The organism is Peptococcaceae bacterium 1198_IL3148, from assembly GCA_036763105.1.
Taxonomy (GTDB): Bacteria; Bacillota; Desulfotomaculia; order Desulfotomaculales; family Desulfohalotomaculaceae; genus JBAIYS01.
On the sequence record JBAIYS010000001.1, the window covers coordinates 257,252 to 278,450 of the forward strand.

Sequence of the window (21,199 nt, forward strand, 5' to 3'; positions counted from 1 at the left end):
AGATATACTATAATTTTAGATTACAGTAGATACATTGTTGCCAGCAACCCGGTAATAGACATAACGATGGTGTATGGCAAAGCCAATTTCACCATTTCAACGTAAGACAACCGAATCAGTGGAGCAAGGGCAGAGGTTAACAGAAACAAGAACGCCGCCTGACCATTTGGTGTAGCTACAGAAGGGATGTTTGTACCCATGTTGATGGAAACCGCCATCTTTTGGTACTGTTCCAGCGCAATGCCTCCAGCTTCAAAAGCTTTCAGCGTTTCACTCATATATACAGTAGCCACAAATACGTTATCACTGATTGCAGAAAGGACACCGTTTGCCACAAAGAATGCGACAAGCTGATTCTGTCCTTCCATGTTTAGCACCCACTGAATGATGGGCGCAAACAAATGCTGGTCATGAATGACCGCAACAACGCCGAAAAATACCACCAACAGCGCAGTAAAGGGCAGTGCTTCTTCAAAGGCATGACCGATTTCTCCTTCTTTAGTAACCCCGTTGAAGGCGGTAAGCAGAATGATAATCATCAGACCAATAATACCCACTTCTGCCAAATGCAACGCCAGTGAGAAAATCAACACAACACCCGCTACAGCCATAACAATTAGGCGTACCCGCTCGCGGGTGTCCATCGCGGCTTCTTTGGCTTTGACGTCATCTTCCATAACCTTGCGCACTGATGCTGGAAGCTGATAACCGTACCCCCAAAACTTGGTAACTTCGAGGAGAATAGAGGTCATAAGACCAACAATCAGTACCGGGATAGACACAGGTAAGCAGTTTAAAAAGAAATCAACAAAGTCCCACTCCATGATGGTGCCGATCAGTAGGTTCTGCGGTTCACCAACCAGTGTGGTTGCTCCGCCCAGCGCAGTACCCACAGCACCATGCATCATCAGATTGCGCAAAAAACCACGGAACTGATTCAAATCCTGCTGATGTTTGTCATCAATGTTATCATCGTTATTAATGGCATACTTTTCGCTTTCGCCAGAGGCATACTTGTGGAAGATGCCGTAAAACCCATATGCCACCGCAATAATCACCGCCGTTACCGTTAGCGCATCCAGAAATGCGGAAAGAAATGCACCCATGAAAGAGAACAGGAATGCAAGGGCCACTTTAGAATGTACTTTAGTAAGGATTTTGGAAAACAGGTACACCAGACCGTCTTTCATAAAATAGATCCCGGCAACCATAAACATCAAAAGCAGAATAACCGGGAGGTTCATTGCAACTTCCTGATAAATGGTATGCGGGTTAGTAAGCCCGAGCACAACGGCTTCGATGGCCAGCAGACCACCGGCAGGAAGGGGATAACACTTTAGCGCCATGGCAAGGGTAAAGATAAATTCAGCAATCAACACCCAACCGGTAACGTACCGGCCGACGGTAAACATCAGAATAGGGTTTAACACCAGGAAAACGAGAATTGTTGTTTTATACCAGTTCGGTGCGTCACCCAAAAAATTTGCTTTGAATGCCTGTCCCAAACCCAACTGTTTTGCTTTTCCTATACCTGTTTGACTCATAAAATACCTCCAAAATTAAGAAATTCTAAATGATTATATTCAAATAATGCTGGTCAGTCATTACGATTCTAGGTAACTAGACAAGAAAAACCGCGACTGTACAAAAGATTGTTGTTTTAACTGAAGGTGATCCAGGTCCTTTGGATTATAATGTCGCTTCAGGTGTTCGATCATTTTAATATTTCGTGGTTTCTCTTTATTTATTCTCGGTTTGCTAACATAAGCTTGGTATTTTTCAACTATTTTAGTTTCTTTGTGTTGCGCGATAGCCTCTTCCACAACAATTGGTCCCGAAATGGTGGCAATTGTCAGCAACATTAGACATAATTTTACTATAACAAATCTTCTAACCATTCCCACCACCCTTTCAAAGGCAAACTAAAAGGGGGCATAGTCCCATAAGGACTACCCCCCCCAGTTAGTCAAATTCCTTGTGCCAATTTACAGGCACAACACGATAATCAATATTCTAATATTATAATTAATATAACAATAAAATACGTCAATGTCTAACTCCAAAAATGCCTTTTAGAATAACTCTCCCTTTTTCTAACGCTATCTACTAACTTTAGATACCATTCCCTGCCACATGGTGACAATTACTTTTTTACTAGTGGAGACTTAGTTACCACTGATCGATAAAATCTGGATATTATTAACTCTGTAGGGTAAAATGGTAACAGTTTGATATATCGATCAGGAGGCATTTATGGCAAAAATAGAATTAATCGCCACCTCGGCCTTTGGCTTAGAGGCTTTGGTGGCTCAAGAACTTAAACAACTGGGCTATAATAATTTAAAGGTGGAAAATGGCAAAGTAACCTTTGTGGCCAACGAAAGTGCCATTTGCCAGACCAACCTGTGGCTGCGCACCGCGGAACGGGTTTTGTTGAAAATGGGTGAGTTTAAAGCCACCACCTTCGAAGAACTTTTTCAACAGACCAAGGCGTTAAATTGGCCCGAATGGCTGCCATTGGATGCCGAATTCCCTGTGGAAGGAAAGTCCATCAACTCCACGCTGCACAGCGTTCCCGACTGCCAAGCCATCGTCAAAAAAGCGGTGGTGGAAAAAATGAAGGAAGTCTACCGGGTGGATTGGTTTAATGAAACCGGTCCCAAATATAAAATTGAGGTGGCGCTGTTAAAGGATATGGCCACTTTAACCATCGATACCAGTGGGGCCGGGCTACACAAAAGGGGTTATCGCAAATTGTCTGCCAAGGCACCCCTTAAAGAAACTTTGGCCGCTGCCATGCTAATGATTAGCTACTGGAATGCAGACCGGCTGTTGGTGGACCCCTTTTGCGGTTCCGGCACCATCCCCATTGAAGCAGCCCTAATGGGACAAAATATAGCTCCGGGTTTAGGTAGAAATTTTGTGTCGGAAGATTGGCCGGCAATACCGAAAAAACTATGGCAAGAGACCCGCCGAGAGGCCCACAGCCTAGCCCGTTACGACCAACCTCTGAAAATACTGGGCTACGATCACGATAAAGAGGTTTTGAGCCTGGCTCGCTATCATGCCCGGGAGGCCGGAGTGGATGAACTGGTTACCTTTCACCCCCAAGATGTGGCCCAATTCAGCACCAAAAAGAAGTACGGCTGTATTGTCTCCAACCCCCCCTACGGCGAACGACTGAGCCAACGGCCGGCGGTGGAAAAGTTATATCGATTAATGGGTCAGGTATTTAAACCCTTAGATACTTGGTCAATATACATTATCACTTCTCACCCGGATTTTGAGAAATTATACGGACGCACCGCCGACAGAAAACGCAAGCTATATAACGGCAGAATTAGATGTGATTATTATCAATACCTGGGACCGAAACCGCAAAAAATAACGGAAAGGATGATTTAAATGACTAAGGACGTTGCCTACAATGAATATCTAAAGGAACTGCTGGCCCAGCTACCCAAAGGGGCATTTTTAACCACCAAACATCAAGATCAACTGAACACCATGACCATCGGTTGGGGTACTGTGGGTTTTAACTGGGGCAAACCGGTTTTTGCGGTGTTGGTGAGATATTCCCGGCATACATATCAGCTGATCGATAAAGCCAAGGAATTCACCGTCAGCATACCGATTAAAAGGGACTTAAAAAAAGAGTTAGCCTTTTGCGGCACCAAATCCGGCCGGGATGTGGATAAGTTTAAAGAATGCAACTTAACCGCCGAGCCGGCCAAAGTTGTTAACACCCCGGTTATTGGCCAGTGCGACCTTATTTATGAATGTAAAGTTGTCTATCAACAGGCCATGGAGCCAGCATTAATTGATGAAAAAATTCATCAACATAGTTACGCCAAGGGTGATTATCATGTGATTTATTATGGTGAAATTGTCGCCTCCTATGTTAAAGAATAAACCATGCCTTGAATTGACAACAACTACTGCCAGCATCACAAACACAGGTGGACTAAGTAACCACCTGTGTTTGCTTTAGTAAGTGAACGGCAATGGGTAAACCAGCGCAGTTTTATACTAACAGTAAAGGAGTTTTTATGAGTACTAGCAATCGCTGTTGGCTCTGTGGCGGTGGCGCCAGCCAAATATTAGAAGTAACAAAACCAATCTATTATCACTGCCCCACCTGTGACCTGATCTTTATTGATCGAAATTTTCTCATCAGTGCTGAGGACGAAAAGGCCAGGTATCAGTTACATAACAACACCATGGAAAATGAGGGTTATGTAAAATTTTTGAGCCGGTTTATAGATAACGCCCTCCAGCCACTAAATATTAACTTTCAAACCGGATTAGACTTTGGCTGTGGCCCGGCACCGGTTTTAAGCAGCTTACTCAGCCAAAGGGGTATTGACATGGATTGGTATGATCCCTTTTTCTACCCCGATAAAAATTTCGTTAATAAAAAATATGATTTGATTACTGCCACCGAAGTACTGGAACACCTGCAGCAACCAAAAACCGTAATGGATTTATTAACATACCATTTAAACCCCCAGGGTATACTGGCGGTAATGACCCAATTTCATAGCCAGCATAATTTTAAAAACTGGTGGTATCGCCAAGACAATACCCACATTTGTTTCTACAGCGCAAAAACCTTTAACTGGATGGCAAAGCACTACCATTTAAAGATCCTTTTGCTGGATAATAAAAGTATTTGTGTTATGCAATCCGAATAATATCCCATTGACATATTTGCTGATCTATCGTTAAAATCATTAATTGTGACACTTATTAGTTGGGATGTGTAGACATGAATGAACAAACTGCAGAAAAGCCAGTAAAGCGAGAACACTTTGGCACCAGCCTTGGTGTTATTGCAGCCACATTGGGCTCAGCCGTGGGTCTGGGCAATATTTGGAAATTCCCCTACGTTACTGGAGAAAACGGAGGGGCTGCCTTTATCTTTATCTATTTAATCAGCACCCTTTTTATCGGGATACCGGTGATGATCTCTGAATTCATCATTGGACGGCGGGCCAACCGGGCAGCGGTAGGTGCCTATAAAAAACTGGCACCTGGAAAACCCTGGTTTTTAACCGGCATTGCCGGCATGTTTTCAGCCCTATTAATTATGGGCTTTTATACCACCGTGGCTGGTTGGGTATTTGCCTACGCCTTTAAGGCCACCATGGGTGGTCTTAAGGTGATGGATGCCGCCGGTGCTACCCAAGCCTTTGCCAATTTATCCACCAGCATTTGGGAACCGCTGATTTGGCAGTGGCTAGCCCTAGCAACCGCAGGGACGGTTATTTTAGCCGGTGTCCGTGGTGGTATCGAACGAATCACTAAAACACTGTTGCCAATCCTGTTGATCTTATTAATGGTCTGTGGCATTCGGTCATTGACATTGCCCGGTGCCGGTGAAGGCTTAGCTTTTCTCTTCAAACCGGATTTTAGCAAAATCAATGCCGAAGTGCTGCTGGTGGCCATGGGTTTGGCCTTTTTTAAATTGTCAGTGGGCGTTGGCACCATGACCACCTACGGCAGTTATATTGGCCAAAACGAAAGCTTACCCGGCACAGCCATTAAAGTGATGCTCTCTGACATCATTGTTTCCCTATTAGCGGGCATCGCTATTTTCCCGGCAGTGTTTTCCTTTGGCTTTGAACCATCCTCTGGGCCACCGCTATTATTTCTGACCATACCAATGGTATTTAACTCCATGCCCATGGGACAGCTATTTTTGGCATTATTCTTTATTTTGACAGCCATTGCCACCATTGGGGCGATGATTTCCTTACTAGAGGTGCCGGTGGCCTATTTACATGAAGAAAGAAAGTGGCGCAGAAAATCAGCCACGCTGGCCGTTGTTTTGGTCATTGCCGCCTTAGGCAGCACTGCCACCCTATCCTCCAGCCTGTTGGCAAATTTTACGCTATTGGGTAAGACGATGTTTGATTTTATGGATTACACCTCATCAAACATTTTAATGCCCGTCGCCGGAATATTTATTGCGCTATTTGCTGGCCATATTTTGGGACCCAAAGTTATTCGGGACGAGGCCACCAACAATGGTAAGTTGAACAATTTGGTGGCGGTTAACGCCTACCTCTTTGTGGTGCGCTATATTGCTCCCCTAACAATTGTTATCATTTTGTTCAACGCTCTGGGCTTAATAAAATAATAAACTTTGGGTTTTAAAACCCCTTTCCTTTGGCAATAATACCCATATAAGGAGGGGTTTATTTTGAGAAACTTTTTACGCGAACTGATTGAAAAACTCAAAAGGGCCATCAAAAAACCAGAGAAAGAAACAGAATGCAGTATGCAATTTGCCTTCAGCGTAGCCTAACCCAACGGGTTAGGCTATTTTCTTCAAAAAAAATAAGCAGCTTTGCATTGGCAAAGGCCGCTTATTTCTGTAGTGAAATTTATAAAGTATTCATTATTACCACTCAACTGATTAACTATCAAACTTGGTCACTGCTAAAATAATAAAGGGTAAGCTTAAAATATAAGCCATCCACAACATTCCGCCCTCCATGAATTTACACCCCCCTTTTTTAAATCATATTTCTATACGTCCATAATAAATACCTGCCAACCACAACTAATTTTCGGTATATTCTATCATTTATAGTATACTACCCTAATTATACTAAAAAACGAACTAATAATTCAAGCCATAGCACTCTCTGGGATTTCTAAACTAACTTAACAACTCCCTAATCTCTTGCTCGGTCATTTTGGAGATCATGGTTTCACCGGGCTTAATCACCGCGTCAATCATTGCTTTTTTCTTTTGCTGCAGTTCATAAATCTTTTCTTCAATGGTACCTTTGGTGATAAGATTAATAACTTGTACCGAATTCTTTTGGCCAATGCGATAAGCCCGGTCGGTGGCTTGATCTTCCACCGCAGGGTTCCACCAGGGGTCATAATGAATTACCATATCAGCCCCGGCTAAATTAAGACCTGTGCCCCCAGCCTTTAAAGAGATTAAAAACACTTCTCCCTCGCCTTTATTAAAGGACTGCACCATGTGACTGCGCGCTTCCATTTTTGTGGACCCATCTAGATAAAAGCACGCTATTCCTTCACATATCAACTGGTTGCGAATAATCTCCAACATACTTGTAAACTGTGAAAATAATAAAATCCGATGGCCGCTTGCCAAAGCATCCCGCATAAACTCTTTTAAATACTCCAGTTTACCGCTGTTACCATGATAATTTTCTAAAAACGTGGCTGGATGACAACAAATTTGCCTTAACCTAGTCAGAACCGACAAAATCTTGATTTGGTTCCGTTCAAAGCCACTGGCGGCAATCACCTCTTCAATTTCTTGCTTCGCCTTTTGTAAATAACCAACATAAACTTTCTTTTGCTCTTTAGTTAAATCAATTAACACCTTATGTTCGATTTTAGGTGGCAGTTCTTGCAGCACTTCCTTTTTCATCCGCCGCAAAATAAAGGGGGCTATTTGCCGCTGCAACTCCGTTAACACCCTATCATTTTGTTTGGTTACTATTGGGCGCTCATACTTCTTAATAAACTCTTGTCGGGATAATAAATAACCAGGCATAATAAAATCAAATATCGACCATAATTCCATTAAACTGTTTTCAATGGGTGTGCCGGTTAATGCAAAACAACCTTTAGCCTGGATGGTTTTTACTGCTTTGGCATTCAAAGAATTAGGATTTTTAATATTTTGTGCTTCATCCAAAAAACAATAGCCAAAACCAATATCTTGATATAACTTAATATCCCGCCGCATCAAGGCGTAGGATGTAATGACTAAATCTGCTTCTTTGGCTGCCTTCAATAATTCTTCCCTTTCTTGGGGCGTTCCCGACACCACTACAACCTGCAATTCCGGTGCAAATTTATTAGCTTCATCTTGCCAGTTATACACCACAGAAGTGGGGGCAACCACCAGCGCCGGCAATTGCATTCTCTCCCTTTCCGAGGCAATAAAAGTAAGGGTCTGTAGCGTTTTTCCTAAGCCCATATCGTCGGCCAAAATGCCACCTAAACCATACATCGCCAGTGTCTTTAGCCATTTGAAACCTGTCCTTTGATACTCCCTAAGGGTTGCTTTGATACTGTTAGGTACTGCAAATTCCATATCCTGGGGTTCTGCAATGTTTTGCACCAGTTGTTTAAAGACCAGGTTTCTTTCAAAGCGTAAATTGCCCTCCCGTAAACACCTGTCAATATACATCGCCCGGTATTTAGGAATGTTGACAACCGCTTGCTGCAACTGCTGCTCTGAAATATTTAATGAATCCACCATGCTCATTAATTGCTCCAGATGTGAGCTGTCGGTATCCAAGGGCAAGAATGAACCATCCTTTAGGCGATGATATTTTTTCTTCTCGCGCAGAGATGCAAAAACATCATTCAGTTCAATCATATCGATTTCATCCAAATGGAAGGAAAACTCCAACATATCATTGCCTTCATTAAGCCGCACTCGACCAGCCACCGCAGTAACGTCCCTAACCCGCAGTTTGCGAAATTTCTCTGAGTAATAAATTTCTCCCAGTTGCTGCAGTTGTGGCAACAAGCTGTATACAAATTGGTAGATATTTTCTTCCCGCCTCAAATGCAGTAAGCCCTTGAGATTTTGAAACTCAGCCTGTTCTAACAGTTGGAAAATTGCCCCTTCTTTTTCCATATCCCGGATTAATATTTTGTCTCCGGTCTGCACCGCCGCATTACCGGCAAAGGGGTTAAAACGGATTTGGTCATATACAAACTCCACCTTGGCGGTAACATCCTCACCAATTTTATCCAACCAAATCTCCACTTGTAAGTCAGCCTCGCAAAAACTCTCCTTAACCACCGGGTCGATTTTTACTTGCCCAATCCTTTTAACAACGGGAAGTACCTCTGTGACAAAGCGTTCTTTCTGCTGTTTGGATAAACGAATACCGCGGGGAGCGTCGATAAAGGCATTGATCAGTGGCAAAAAAACCTTCCGCTGTTGTTCAGATATTTTGACAATCCTATCTTCTAAAAAGAAATACTCACCAGTTTTTACTAAGGGGCAGAGCTTTAATTTATTCCATTGCAGCAACAAATCTTCTTTTTCTTTATTTAACGAAAACTCCAAGGGCAAATCCTGCTCCAACACCGGTACATTTTTGTATTCTCGATTAAATAGCTTTAAGTTAAAACTCCCTGAAGGCAAGATGGACAATAGCCTGATTGCCGCCGTTTGGCCTAACAAGACGTGTTTTCCGTTAAATAAACTGTTACTCCGGTTGCTATAATAGCCCCAGCTGTCCCGAAACATTATTTTATCCAGTTCATATATTTCATGTAACAAATCAATCACCGGCTGGTCCTCGGCAGTAAAACTATGGTTAAGGGGCTCAAACACAAAATTTTTGCCAAAAACCAGTGGTTCATCGTCTTCCATGGCCGCAAATAGATCCCTGATACTTTTAACCACATACATTCTGTCTAAACCCATGCGCAAGGAAACCGCATAGGAATTTTTGCCTTGATATTCTACGTCCAGCGTAACTTCCAACTTAACCGTTCTCTTTTTGTCATTGCTTAATTGCTGATCAAAATACGCCAGCATACTATCGGCCAATTTGCTAGCGGCAATTTTAGCCCTTTGCTTACTAAATAGGCTTTGACTGTGATATTGATATTTCATTAACAATGCCACCACATGCTTGCATGCCCCATAGTAGTAGTTTTGATGGGCGGGACAATCACAGTACACTTCGGTTATCGCCCCCTCCGGGCTAAAGCAGATTGACACCGCATACCGTTCACCACCGGACACAATACCATAAAGGCAATTATTTTCTTCATCCAGCTCCAGACTGACAACCCGATTTTGATAAAAATACTGTGTGCCTCTTCTATAGACATCATGATTGTGGGCAATATTTTCAATTAATTCATTATCTATTTTAAACATCAGCACACCTACCCATAGTTGCAACTTATCCATATATATTATTAGAAAAACTTGCATTCGCCAAGCCTTTAGGTTAATAGCTTAGCTCTTTTTATGCTTATTCCCTTAAACTTTTCTACTTTCCCAAAGGGTCATAAAACAAACACCCCTAAATAGGAGTGTTTGTTTTATGACCCTTATTTTAAATGGCAAAGAGAGGTGGTTAAACCACCCCTCTTTCTTACTTTCTAAGGGACTTTGGTACTTCTGGCTGATAGTGTGAAATTATACACGCCGAGGCTGAAGCTATGTTGGCCACAAACATCAGTGCAGCCACCATTACGCCAAACAGGCGGTAACCAAGTTTTTTCATCATTAATCCACCTCCTTTTTTATACTAAACCTTAATCTGATTAATTTTTGACATAACCCATTTCCCTGTTCCACTTAATATAAAACTAACCCATAGCACACTTAAAGCTAAACAATTACCAATTTGCAATGCATAAACCCAATGGCTTTCCCTTAAAAAAACAACTACCAGCGCTATCAGCACCACCATAATTATGGATAGAACCTTTAGCCTTCTTCTTCTGGTGCTGGATATAATTGGTGCCCCAGGAGAATCAACCGGTGCCAATAATATTACAGTAAGTAACCCAATGATTATTGATAGCACCATAAAAATATCAATATAAATTTGTGATAATGCACACATCTGCTGGGCAATGATAGCAATTAGGGGGAAAATTATAATGGTGAGCAACGCACAGCGCACTGGCGAATCTAAATGGGCCCCCCCTGCGGTATGTCTGAAAGCAGCAACTGTAATAAGTGCTACCATAGTGCCAGGCAATACCCCCAAAAGTGCCCCCAGGGCAATTGTAAAGACAATGTTAATTAAGTTAAGAACCAATATTTCGATGGCGTAAGTAATAATTATTTCTTGTTCTGACGTCAACCCAGTCTTTAAACTTAGATAATTTGCCAAGCGCTTACTAAAGGATAAATAACTCATATCTTTCACACATCATCCTTAGATTCTATTAATTTTGGATATTAATACCACATTTACTTACTAACTACTGCCAATGTTAAATATAATTGGAATACTACGACATACAGCTTTAAAATTCCTACCTACAAACAAAGAATCCCCTATAGTTACAGATGTTCCTTAAAAGCGACAAAAAGCCGTCTAAAGAGGGCTTAGGCTAGTTTTTTAAATTGGTAAGTGGCCAAGCACTTTTCAATAGATCACTTACTTTAAATAAAGGAAATATACCAAGGGATTCGAATATTTTATGTAGTAGTTTTGATATTTTTTACCATTGAGAGGTGGATATATGGCAACGTTACGTTCTAAAACCTTATTTTTTGTCACTTCACCGCGAACACCTTTTAAGATGTTACCGGAGGTAAAATTACTGGTTGAAGAGTTTTCGGACAAAACTTGGAATACCGATACCCAATCACAGTTCGCCCAAAGGCTGTCAGATGCAATTTTTTTTGCAGGCACTGCAGTTAAAGATAAAGCCTTTAGTGCAAGGGATAGAATAAACCGTGCCCCAAAGGCATTAGGTTTTGTTAATTTAAAACCAACCATTCAATTAACTGAACCGGGCAGGCAACTGTTATACGGTAAAAGACCTTACGAAATCTTTACCAGACAGTTGTTAAAATTTCAATTACCTTCCCCCTTTCATAAAGACCCTCATAATGTATTTAATGTAAAGCCATACTTAGAAATTTTAAGACTGATTTACGATTTGGGTTCTTTATCTAAAGATGAAATTAAAGTTTTTGCTATTCAACTCACTGATTATCAAAAATATGACGTTATTAAAAATAAAATTAAGCAGTTTAGGCAAGACCTGCTGAACCTAGATAGAAATGTTACTAATTATAAGCGTTTTTTATATAGCACTTTACTTAATGAAACAATGAAAATATATTGCGCAGAAATTAAAACTGGAAATATCAAAACTAGAGAATCCTCAGAAAAATCTGTGGCTAGCTTTATTAAAACTAAAATGGATAACGCCCGGGATTATGCCGATGCCTGTTTTAGATATTTGAGGGCTACTGAACTGGTGGTGGCCTCTAAAAGTGGCGCCTACTTGAAGGTTTCCGATGACAAAATTGCCGACGTTGAATATATTATTAAAACTGTTGATAGAAAACCCACTAACTTTTTAAACGAAAAGGAATACAAAGCTTACCTGTTCAATCCTAACACACCTATTTTAATTACCGATGATAAAGTCAGTATTATTAAAACTATAGAACGCTACGGTATCAAGCAAGAATTATACAACAAGCTAAGCTTAGAACAGTTAAAGGATTATCGCGACGACCTCATAGCCAACAAACGGAAAGAAAATGTTGCTAAGAATGCGATAGAACTTAGAACCTATAATCAATACAGTGAAATCATATCCTTGTTTAAACAGTTGATGGGTAAAAGAGTACCTGTTGACAGCCCACTACTCCTGGAATGGAATGTATGGCGGGCCTTTGCCATGCTTAATGATGGGCAAATCGAAGGGAATTTTAAAGTGGATGATGAAGGTACACCATTAATGACAGCACCTGGCAATAAGCCTGATATTGAATGTCGGTATAAGGATTTTAACTCAATTATCGAGGTTACCATGTCTACCGGGCAAAAACAATATGAAATGGAAGGGGAGCCTGTGGCCCGGCATCTGGGTAAATTTAAAAAAGAAAATAAATCAAAGGATACCTTTGGGATATTTATTGCTAAATCAATAAATGATGCTACCCTTGCTCATTTTTACACACTGCACAAGGTTCCAGTTAGTTATTATGGTGGTATATCTAAAATCATTCCTTTGGACATCGAAACACTAATTAAAATGCTTACCGTTGCCAATTCTTGTAAACAAAAACCATCTTCTAAGCATTTACTTAACTTTCTTAAGACTGCTGCCGAGGCTTCAAATACAGCTACAGATGAAAAAAATTGGTATGATGAAATAAAAAGACTTGCAAAGGAATGGGTAGATTTAACAAATAGAGGCTACATAGCGTAGCCTCTATCTGTAATTTTTAATTATAATATGTTTTGCTTCATTTTTGAAACGATTTCTTATGTTGACTGCATAGGATTTGTGATATTCATCCACTATGTAATCCCTGTATAGGCTCTCGGTTAGAGGAGTTTTACTAATCACCATCAAAGTGGGACAACCCAGGTTTCTAAAATCTGAAGCTAATCGCTTATGCTCCATTTCATTAAAACCATCTTCTAATTCTAAGTTGCCATAATCATTAAAAATGCAATCATATGGTGGGTCTAAAAACATAAAATCCCTCTCTGTAGCCATGTTAAAAATTTCGGAATAATCCGCACAGTGGATGTCAGTATTAGCCAACAAATGATGATGTTTTTCTGTGATTATTTTGGTGTTAAAATTCTTATACCTCCCAAAGGGTACGTTATACTCGCCTTTTTTATTATATCTTATCATGCCGCCATACGAAGTTTTGTTAATGAAATAATATATTGTGCCTGCTAAATAATTTTCATTGGGATAATTAAAAATGTTGCGGAGGCTATAGTACAGTTGCTCATTTTTATTTTCAACCTTTATATCAGGGTTCTTTGCCTTTAATTTTTCATACTCAATTTGGTTTTTTTCATAAATATCCTGTAACTCAGCAAGTTGATCAACTAAAGTATGGTACTGATATTTTAACTGATGATAAAAAGTAATTAGTTTAGTGTTAATATCATTAATGATTGCCCGTTGCGGTTCAAGATGAAAATATAAGGCCCCTCCCCCCACAAAGGGCTCTATGTAGGTTGTGTAACTTTTAGGAATATGTTTTAAAAAGTGGCATAATTCTTTAGATTTTCCACCTCTATATTTTAATACTGGCTTCATTTTGCACACCCTTCTAAAATGCTAACTTGAATATACAGAATAACCTAAAGTTATTAAAAAAACAACGGTATAACCTTAAGCTTTTACCTTTTAATAGTAACACCGATCTTCTTATTATATAATATTACACAAGCTAATTAATGAAAATAAGAGTTTATGAAGGGAAAGAATAGATTTTATGTGCGGCAAACAGCCAAGGGCGACATTATAAATGGTAAAAAACTAGGAGGCACTGCCAAGTGCCACTTTTCGATAAGGGAATGCAGACCGATAGAAGTACTTATTCCTGAAATTTTAACACTTAAATAAACACAGTAGCCATTAAAACAGCCGCCCAAGGTATTGGATAACATTACAAAATAAAAACACAGGCTTTATTATAAGATATCTTTTTATTCCATTATTCGATAAATTGAGGTATTCTTATAGTATACTGTAAGAAAACATTAGCAAAAACGGTAATAAAATGATTTATAGTAAAGGGAGATTAAAGTGTTCAGATCTTTATTAAGCGGCTTAAAAATTAAATCTTCTCTAATTGCGTTTGTGGTGCTATTAGTATGTTGTCTAGGGACGTTAGGCATTTATAATTATAAAGAACTTCATGCGGTGCAAGAGAACATTACCAGCTTGGAACGTGAAATTACAGTAAGTGTCTTACAGGCTAAAGATATGCGTTATTCTGTCATCCAAGTACAGCAATGGCTTACTGATGCCAGTGCCACCGGAGATATTGGTGGATTAACAGAAGCAGAAAAGTATGCACAACAATTCAGAACCTACGCCAAGGGTTTACAAGATAGTAACTTAGGTGATTCTAGTGAAATTAATGAGATATTAAAAGATTTTGAACCCTATTATGCCATCGGCATAAAAATGGCTAACGCCTATATTAGTCAAGGAAGAGAAGCGGGAAATGCTATTATGCCTGAGTTTGATAGTGCTGCCGAACTGCTTTCAAACAACTTGGATAAGTATGTAGACAATCATGTTCAGGAAATGAGTAATACTCTAAATAATACACAAATCCAACTTCAGATAATAGTGTCCCGATTAGTTTTAGTTTTAGGATTAATCGCCTTTACTTTAATTGGCGGGTGCTTACTACTATTTTATAAAATAGTGCCACCATTAAAACTTCTCATGGATTCAATGAATGATATTAATCAAGGTGAAGGTGACTTAACAAGGCGTATTCCTGCAGAAGGGAAAGATGAAATTAGTGATGTGGCCAACAGTTTTAATGGTATCATCGAAAATTTGCATGAAATAATCTCAAATATAAAAACTAATTCCGAAAATTTAACCAGTTACAGTCAAGATTTGGCATCTGCCAGTGAAGAAGTAAATACATCAATGGAAGAAGTAGCAGGTATTACAAATGAAGTTGCAGCCACCTCTAAGCAGGGGACTGAAAATTTAACTGCCATGGCTCATGACTCCAGGCAAATGTATTTATTAGCCGAAGAAGGAAATAAAGCAGTAAAAGAAACCGTCGAAAAAATTAATTCTATTGCTCGGGTGTCTGGAAATACTGCAAATGTGATCAAAGCTTTAGGCGAGCAATCCCAACAAATTGGCAGGATCATTACTGTCATTACCAATATATCCGAACAAACAAATTTACTGGCTTTAAATGCTGCCATTGAATCTGCCCGGGCTGGTGAACATGGGCGCGGCTTTGCAGTTGTAGCGGAAGAAGTACGTAAGCTAGCTGAACAATCAGCTGATGCTTCTTCTGAAATCACACGACTTATTGAACAAATGCAAGCTGGTGTGGAAAAGGCAGTAGCTTCTATAGAGGGCAGTGTGGTAGAAGTAGGTGAAGGCGTACAAATTGCTAACAATGCCGGTATTTCATTAGAAAAAATTACTAGAGCAGCTAAGACTAACACCAACATTATTCAGGATGTTGCAAGCGGTGTGGTACAGGTAAATGAAGGAATGCAACAACTTGCTCAATCAAGTGAACAAATAACTTCCAGCACCCTACAAGTATCAAGTGCCTCACAACAATTGGCTAACATTGCTGATAAATTAAGTAAAACTGTTGATAAATTTAAACTCCAATAGCGAGCGAATAGAAAGATAAAAAAGCGAGGCTTTTAATATGGTATCTGTAGTTAGGACACTTGAAAAAGAGTGTTTTATCTACAGGTATTTTTTTATATACTTAAACTTACTATATAGGAATTAGGGGGCAACATGAGTAAAATAACATTTTCAACTAAAGAGATCAAACAACTTCAACTTTACTCATAATTTAGTTTACTACCAATTGGTTAAAGGCTGTTTTCCAGTTGGCAATAAAAAACATTATTACATTTTGCCACCCCGATACACCTCCCAGACCCTTTCAAAAAACTCCCCTCCTCAAATTAAATAACTATTTGGGATGAAGTGGTAGTAACGTTGCCAATACCCTGACAAGGTTGCCCTTTGTCCAAGGCAATAAGATGATCGCCCAGGTAACTTGCGTCTTCCTCATCATGGGTAACTAAAATAAAGGGAATCTGCCACTGGCGGTGTAGTTTTTTCACCTCTTGCCGGAGCGATTCCCTGGTACCCTTATCCAAGGCGCTGAAGGGCTCATCTAATAAGAGTAACTTAGGTTGAACTGCCAGCGCCCTGGCCAAGGCCACCCTTTGCTTTTCGCCACCGGAAAGCTGGCGGGGGTAACGATCTATTAAGTGCCCTACACCGAAGGAGTTTAACAATTTCCCGGGGTCAACACTTGATTTAGAAATCTTCTTGGCCTTTAAGCCGTACATTACATTCTGCCTTACAGTCATATGGGGAAACAGGGCATAGTCTTGAAACAAATATCCTACGTTGCGAACTTGAGGTGACAAATTTATATGATCTGCAGATGAATATAACACCTGGTCATTTAGTTTGATAAGGCCGGAGGAAGGTTTAGCTAAACCGGCCAGACATTGCAGAATAGTGGTTTTTCCAGCACCGGAGTGTCCCCACAGCACCAATATTTCATTTTTTACTTGTAACTTTATGTTTAAATCAAAATGCCACAGTTTTTTATGAATTAGCGCCTCTAACATCACCATCACCTACTAATAATTCTGTCGCTTGGCCCAGCGGTTGACCCAAAAAATAACCAGAAAACTAAATGCAGTGACAATGGCCACCAAGGTTTGGGCAGTGGCATTATCACCGGCATCCACCGCAAAGAAGATAGCAACCGGTATTGTGGACGTCTGCCCTGGAATATTGCCTGCCACCATTAAGGTGGCCCCAAATTCACCTAAAGCCCGGGCAAAGGATAAAACCACCCCAGCCAATATGCCGGGCCAGGCCAGGGGCAGGGTGACGGTAAGGAATATCCTTACCTCACTTGCCCCTAAAGTCCGGGCCGCGTTTTCATAGTTTACATCAACACTTTTAAAGGCTGCCTTGGCACTCTGGTACATCAGCGGAAAAGCAACCACCGTTGCCGCCAGCACCGCAGCCCACCAAGTAAAAATAATCCTAATGCCAAAGCTATCCAACAGTTGACCCAACGGTCCGTTTTTGCCAATCAGCATCAACAGACCATAGCCGATAACTGACGGCGGCAATACCATGGGCAGAGTGATGGCAGATTCCAGAACATCTTTACCTGGGAACTCTCTGCGGGTCATTAGCCTTGCCAATGGTAATCCCAAAATGATCACTGCCATCACAGCAATAACTGCTGTACGAAGGGATAGTAATACCGGTGACCAGTCTGCCAGTAAGAACATAGCTTATACCCCATTACTTATTAATTGCTTTAAACCCGTATTTCTCAAATACTTTAGCGGCCTCTTCCCCTGACAGGAATGCGGCAAAATCTTCTACAGCTTCTTGATTTTTAGTATTCTTTAGTATGGCCATCGGATAAACGATCGGTTTATGGGATTCAGCCGGGGCAGCAGTTACCACTTTAATATCTTCACCCATCACAGCGTCGGAGCTATATACCATGCCTGCTGCAACATTGCCGGTTTCGACGTAGGTAAGAACCTGACGCACATCCTTGGCTAGAACAAGTTTTGGTTGCAGTTTATTCCATAACTGCATTGAGGTTAAAGCCTCTTTGGCATATTGACCTGCAGGGACAGACTCCGGAGTACCGATGCTAATTTTTTCTACTTCTGGCTTGAACAAATCTTGAAAATCTGCAATTTGACTATCCTTTTTAGCTATCAACACCAGTTCATTTCCCAGCAAATCTTGACGTGACTGTTTAACAACAATGTCCTTTTCTTCCAATACATCCATCTGCTTTTTGCCAGCTGAGATAAAGAGATCTGCCGGTGCGCCTTGCTCTATCTGCTTTTGCAGTGTGCCAGAAGCCCCAAAATTATATGTAATATTGACATCCTGATGCTCTTTAGCATAGAGAACCTTTAACTCTTCAGCCGCATCCTTGAGACTGGCCGCTGCGGAGACTGTCAAGTTAACCGGCTCTGCTTTAGCTTGATTTGGAGAAGTTGCTTGTTTATTGGTACCCCCACAACCTGTCAAGACTGAAAACATAAATACAGACATTAATATCATAGTGATAATTTTTTTCATTTAATACGCTCCTCTCTTCAATTAGTTAGCTATATAGCAGGGCTTGAATAAGATTTTGTGTAAGTAACATTTTAATGTAACTAATTAACATTTCAAATCCTTTCACACCTCTCCCTCCATATTTTATGTAACTCTAAAGAAACCTAGCATATAAAGTTCATTTTAAAACATAAATGCCCTAGCATATATGTCTAGAGCATCGGTGCACTTTTATATACGTAGAGAAACACAACGTAACATAACATTATTATAATGAAGTTATAGAAATAAACATAACGTGACTAAACGTATTATGTTAGTAATAATAAATTGTGTTATAATATTTGTCAATAGATTTGGAGGTAAAATTATGGAAGAAATTTCCTTAACACCTGAGGAAGTTGCAAAAAAGCTTAAAATCGCTAAGAATACTGTTTATGAATTAATAAAACGCGGTGAACTACCGGCCTACCGCGTTGGACGAAAAATACGTGTTGATCTGAGAGATGTTGAAAATTATAAACGACAAGGTAAAAAAGTGCAGTTGGGTGAAGATAAAAATCCGCTGGGCTTAAACAACGAAACCAGACTGGGCCTAGCTATAGAGCCAAGGATTAGTCAGCACCCCAAGGGGATTGTTATCTGCGGTCAAGATGCGTTGCTGGATGTATTATCTCGTCAGTTGGAGCGACATCCCAACGGTATCAAAGTTTTTAGGCATAGTGTCGGGAGTTTTCCGGGACTTTTAGCGCTCTATCATGAACAAGCAGATCTTGCTGCTATTCACCTATGGGACGGGGACGCCAACGTCTATAATATTCCCTATGTTCGCCACATGTTGCCCGGTATTAAGACTATTATTGTCCACCTGGCCTGTCGAATGCAGGGTTTTTATGTAACAAAGGGCAATCCTAAGGTCATCAACGATTGGGCAGACTTAACTCGGGAAGACATTAAATTTATCAATCGTGAAAAAGGTAGCGGCACCAGGGTACTTTTAGATGAAAAACTTCGTCTTCTAGGTGTCGATGGACGTTTAATCAGAGGGTATGAAGTGGAAGAACAATCTCATCTTGCCATTGCCAGTGCCGTTGCCCGGGGAGATGCAGATGTTGGCTTGGGAAATGAAAAAGTATCGATGCAGGTGCGGGGATTAGATTTTATTCCTTTGCAAAAGGAACGTTACGAGCTTGTGATCAGGAAAGAACACCTTCACAAGCCTTTTATGCAAGCACTGATAGCTGTACTACAATCTCAAGATTTTAAAAGGGAACTTAACGGCTTAGGTGATTACGACACTTCAGAAACTGGCAAGATTGTAGCTGAAGTATAGTAAGTTAAATTAATGTGATTCTCCAATGATTCTTCCCTTTCCATGGGAGACAACCCCATAAAACAGTGATCGCCCCCCAAGGATAGATGAAGAGGCCATTTATCATGCTCAAAATGAGTTGAATATTTAATTAATGCCGGGTGCAATACCCGGTTTCTTTTTGCTAAAAAACGGTAACCCTAATATGCTAATTATTATAATTGATTTATTTTTTGACTTTATTGGCCGTTCCCTTAGCATGGGAGCCAAAGAGAATAACAGAATCTATGCTTATATCTTTTTGAAGTGCTTTAATATTGTGGATCATAATAGCTACTTAGTCAGGCAATCCTTAACCACCGGTGGGCCATTGCAGAAGGGACTGTAGTTGTTCGGGCCTTCACTGAAAAGCTCCAAGCCTTAGAAAACAAAAAAACACCCTAGAAAGTCGTTACCAGGAATGGCTGATTAAACAACAGAAAGAAATCATTTCTATAGAAAAAATAGTGGAGACTTTAAACACATTTAAAAAAGCTTTAAATGTTAATGAACCACTTGTCGTAAAGCAAGTAATCGAACGGTTTGTTAAAAACGTAAATATAAAAACAGACATCATTGAAGTTAATCTTGTGGTGTCTGTGTATACGACTGGTGGAGGCGGGGGGAGTTGAACCCACCGTCCGAAGGACCGACCACAACAGGATCTCCGAGCGCAGTTTGTGATTTGGTTTCACCGCAGCGGCGACCACAAACAGCCTTCGCTACGACTATCTCGATGAATCTTACTTAACCCCTCCGAGAATTGGGATTAAGCCAGCCCGTTTAAGTGACCTTCTAGCCCGGGCCACGGGCCCAACGCAGGTAGAAGGTTAGACAGCAACTAAGCTGCTAAAGCGTATTCTTCGTTTGCATTTATAAGTGTTCCACTGTTTAACGGGTGAGTGGGATCCCGGCTCGCTCCTCTTGCCACCGCTTCCCCCGTCGAACCCATTTCGCCCCCATATATGGGTAATAGATTATCGACTTAGTAGCGTGCCTTTAATGCCCTTTCCATATCACGTTTGGCATCTCGGGCGGCAATATCTTGTCTCTTATCATGTAGTTTTTTACCTTTTACTACTCCCAAAAAAACTTTGGCCTTACCATCCTTAAAGTAAACCTTTAGGGGTACTAGGGTTAAACCCTTTTCCTTAGACTGACCCAGTAAGCGGTTAATCTCGTGCTTATGCATTAATAGCTTGCGAGTACGTTTAGGGTCGTGATTAAACCTGTTACCCTGTTCATACGGGCTTATATGCATATTATAAAGGAATAGCTCGCCTTTTTCAACCCGGGCATAACTGTCCTGCAAATTTGCTTTACCCGCCCTAAGGGACTTTACTTCGGTACCCTGCAACACGATACCAGTTTCATGGGTTTCCAGCACGTGATAGAGGTGCCTTGCTTTGCGGTTTTCCGTTACTACCCGGTCACTTGATTTAGCCATTTAAAAAAACACCTCAGTAACAATATTATAAATCGCATTTCCATGTAAGGTGCAAATGTAATGTTAACACA

The 21,199-nt window shown here is 40.6% G+C and carries 18 protein-coding genes and 1 other RNA gene; 8 read left to right on the plus strand and 11 right to left on the minus strand.

Annotated features, from left to right (window positions below; genetic code table 11):
- Positions 1–20: 20 nt before the first annotated feature.
- The gene (gene nhaB, locus V6C27_01380; GenBank protein MEG6615078.1) at positions 21–1,544 is read right to left on the minus strand and encodes a sodium/proton antiporter NhaB; all 1,524 of its coding nucleotides are present in this window, start codon (positions 1,542–1,544) and stop codon (positions 21–23) included.
- Between the two features lie 60 nt (positions 1,545–1,604).
- Positions 1,605–1,898, minus strand: a complete 294-nt coding sequence (locus V6C27_01385; GenBank protein ID MEG6615079.1) for a hypothetical protein — start codon at positions 1,896–1,898, stop codon at positions 1,605–1,607.
- A gap of 355 nt (positions 1,899–2,253) precedes the next feature.
- Between V6C27_01385 and V6C27_01390 the strand changes: the two genes are divergently transcribed.
- The 4 genes from V6C27_01390 to V6C27_01405 all read left to right on the plus strand — a co-directional run bounded on the left by V6C27_01390 (position 2,254) and on the right by V6C27_01405 (position 6,142).
- A complete protein-coding gene (locus V6C27_01390; protein MEG6615080.1) occupies positions 2,254–3,405 on the plus strand; it encodes a class I SAM-dependent RNA methyltransferase in 1,152 nt (383 codons plus the stop codon).
- The gene (locus tag V6C27_01395; GenBank protein MEG6615081.1) at positions 3,406–3,912 is read left to right on the plus strand and encodes a flavin reductase family protein; all 507 of its coding nucleotides are present in this window, start codon (positions 3,406–3,408) and stop codon (positions 3,910–3,912) included.
- A gap of 137 nt (positions 3,913–4,049) precedes the next feature.
- Positions 4,050–4,694 carry a class I SAM-dependent methyltransferase gene (locus V6C27_01400; GenBank protein MEG6615082.1) on the plus strand — a complete coding sequence of 215 codons (645 nt, stop codon included), beginning with the start codon at positions 4,050–4,052 and terminating at the stop codon, positions 4,692–4,694.
- A gap of 74 nt (positions 4,695–4,768) precedes the next feature.
- On the plus strand, positions 4,769–6,142 hold the full coding sequence (locus V6C27_01405; protein ID MEG6615083.1) for a sodium-dependent transporter: 1,374 nt from the start codon (positions 4,769–4,771) through the stop codon (positions 6,140–6,142).
- A gap of 525 nt (positions 6,143–6,667) precedes the next feature.
- On the opposite strand, the gene V6C27_01410 is transcribed toward V6C27_01405, so the two are convergent.
- From V6C27_01410 to V6C27_01420, 3 genes are all read right to left on the minus strand, one after another.
- Positions 6,668–9,937, minus strand: a complete 3,270-nt coding sequence (locus V6C27_01410) for an SNF2 helicase associated domain-containing protein (protein ID MEG6615084.1) — start codon at positions 9,935–9,937, stop codon at positions 6,668–6,670.
- Between the two features lie 187 nt (positions 9,938–10,124).
- Entirely contained in the window at positions 10,125–10,259 is a 135-nt protein-coding gene (locus V6C27_01415; protein ID MEG6615085.1) for a cyclic lactone autoinducer peptide, read from the minus strand.
- A gap of 21 nt (positions 10,260–10,280) precedes the next feature.
- Complete coding sequence (locus V6C27_01420) at positions 10,281–10,901, minus strand: accessory gene regulator B family protein (GenBank protein MEG6615086.1); 621 nt, start codon at positions 10,899–10,901, stop codon at positions 10,281–10,283.
- A gap of 328 nt (positions 10,902–11,229) precedes the next feature.
- On the opposite strand from V6C27_01420, the gene V6C27_01425 reads away from it, so the two are divergent.
- Complete coding sequence (locus tag V6C27_01425; GenBank protein ID MEG6615087.1) at positions 11,230–12,939, plus strand: AlwI family type II restriction endonuclease; 1,710 nt, start codon at positions 11,230–11,232, stop codon at positions 12,937–12,939.
- Between the two features lie 3 nt (positions 12,940–12,942).
- On the opposite strand, the gene V6C27_01430 is transcribed toward V6C27_01425, so the two are convergent.
- Positions 12,943–13,794 (minus strand): Dam family site-specific DNA-(adenine-N6)-methyltransferase, encoded by an 852-nt coding sequence (locus V6C27_01430; protein ID MEG6615088.1) that lies wholly within the window; start codon positions 13,792–13,794, stop codon positions 12,943–12,945.
- A 492-nt stretch (positions 13,795–14,286) separates the two neighbouring features.
- Between V6C27_01430 and V6C27_01435 the strand changes: the two genes are divergently transcribed.
- Positions 14,287–15,867 carry a methyl-accepting chemotaxis protein gene (locus tag V6C27_01435; protein MEG6615089.1) on the plus strand — a complete coding sequence of 527 codons (1,581 nt, stop codon included), beginning with the start codon at positions 14,287–14,289 and terminating at the stop codon, positions 15,865–15,867.
- Between the two features lie 305 nt (positions 15,868–16,172).
- Here the strand turns inward: V6C27_01435 and V6C27_01440 are convergent, their stop codons facing one another.
- From V6C27_01440 to modA, 3 genes are read right to left on the minus strand one after another with little or no spacing between them, the layout of a single operon-like run.
- The gene (locus V6C27_01440) at positions 16,173–16,853 is read right to left on the minus strand and encodes an ATP-binding cassette domain-containing protein (GenBank protein ID MEG6615090.1); all 681 of its coding nucleotides are present in this window, start codon (positions 16,851–16,853) and stop codon (positions 16,173–16,175) included.
- 12 nt (positions 16,854–16,865) lie between these two features.
- On the minus strand, positions 16,866–17,534 hold the full coding sequence (modB, locus tag V6C27_01445) for a molybdate ABC transporter permease subunit (GenBank protein MEG6615091.1): 669 nt from the start codon (positions 17,532–17,534) through the stop codon (positions 16,866–16,868).
- A gap of 13 nt (positions 17,535–17,547) precedes the next feature.
- Positions 17,548–18,351, minus strand: a complete 804-nt coding sequence (gene modA / locus V6C27_01450; protein ID MEG6615092.1) for a molybdate ABC transporter substrate-binding protein — start codon at positions 18,349–18,351, stop codon at positions 17,548–17,550.
- Positions 18,352–18,700: 349 nt separating this feature from the next.
- Here modA and V6C27_01455 point away from each other — a divergent pair, with 349 nt between their 5' ends.
- The gene (locus V6C27_01455; GenBank protein ID MEG6615093.1) at positions 18,701–19,663 is read left to right on the plus strand and encodes a helix-turn-helix transcriptional regulator; all 963 of its coding nucleotides are present in this window, start codon (positions 18,701–18,703) and stop codon (positions 19,661–19,663) included.
- 160 nt (positions 19,664–19,823) lie between these two features.
- The gene (locus tag V6C27_01460; GenBank protein MEG6615094.1) at positions 19,824–20,030 is read left to right on the plus strand and encodes a hypothetical protein; all 207 of its coding nucleotides are present in this window, start codon (positions 19,824–19,826) and stop codon (positions 20,028–20,030) included.
- A gap of 261 nt (positions 20,031–20,291) precedes the next feature.
- On the opposite strand, the gene ssrA is transcribed toward V6C27_01460, so the two are convergent.
- Together ssrA and smpB are read right to left on the minus strand one after the other, a co-directional pair.
- Positions 20,292–20,642, minus strand: a transfer-messenger RNA (tmRNA) gene (gene ssrA, locus V6C27_01465).
- A gap of 24 nt (positions 20,643–20,666) precedes the next feature.
- Positions 20,667–21,128 (minus strand): SsrA-binding protein SmpB, encoded by a 462-nt coding sequence (gene smpB, locus V6C27_01470; protein ID MEG6615095.1) that lies wholly within the window; start codon positions 21,126–21,128, stop codon positions 20,667–20,669.
- Between the last annotated feature and the right edge of the window lie 71 nt (positions 21,129–21,199).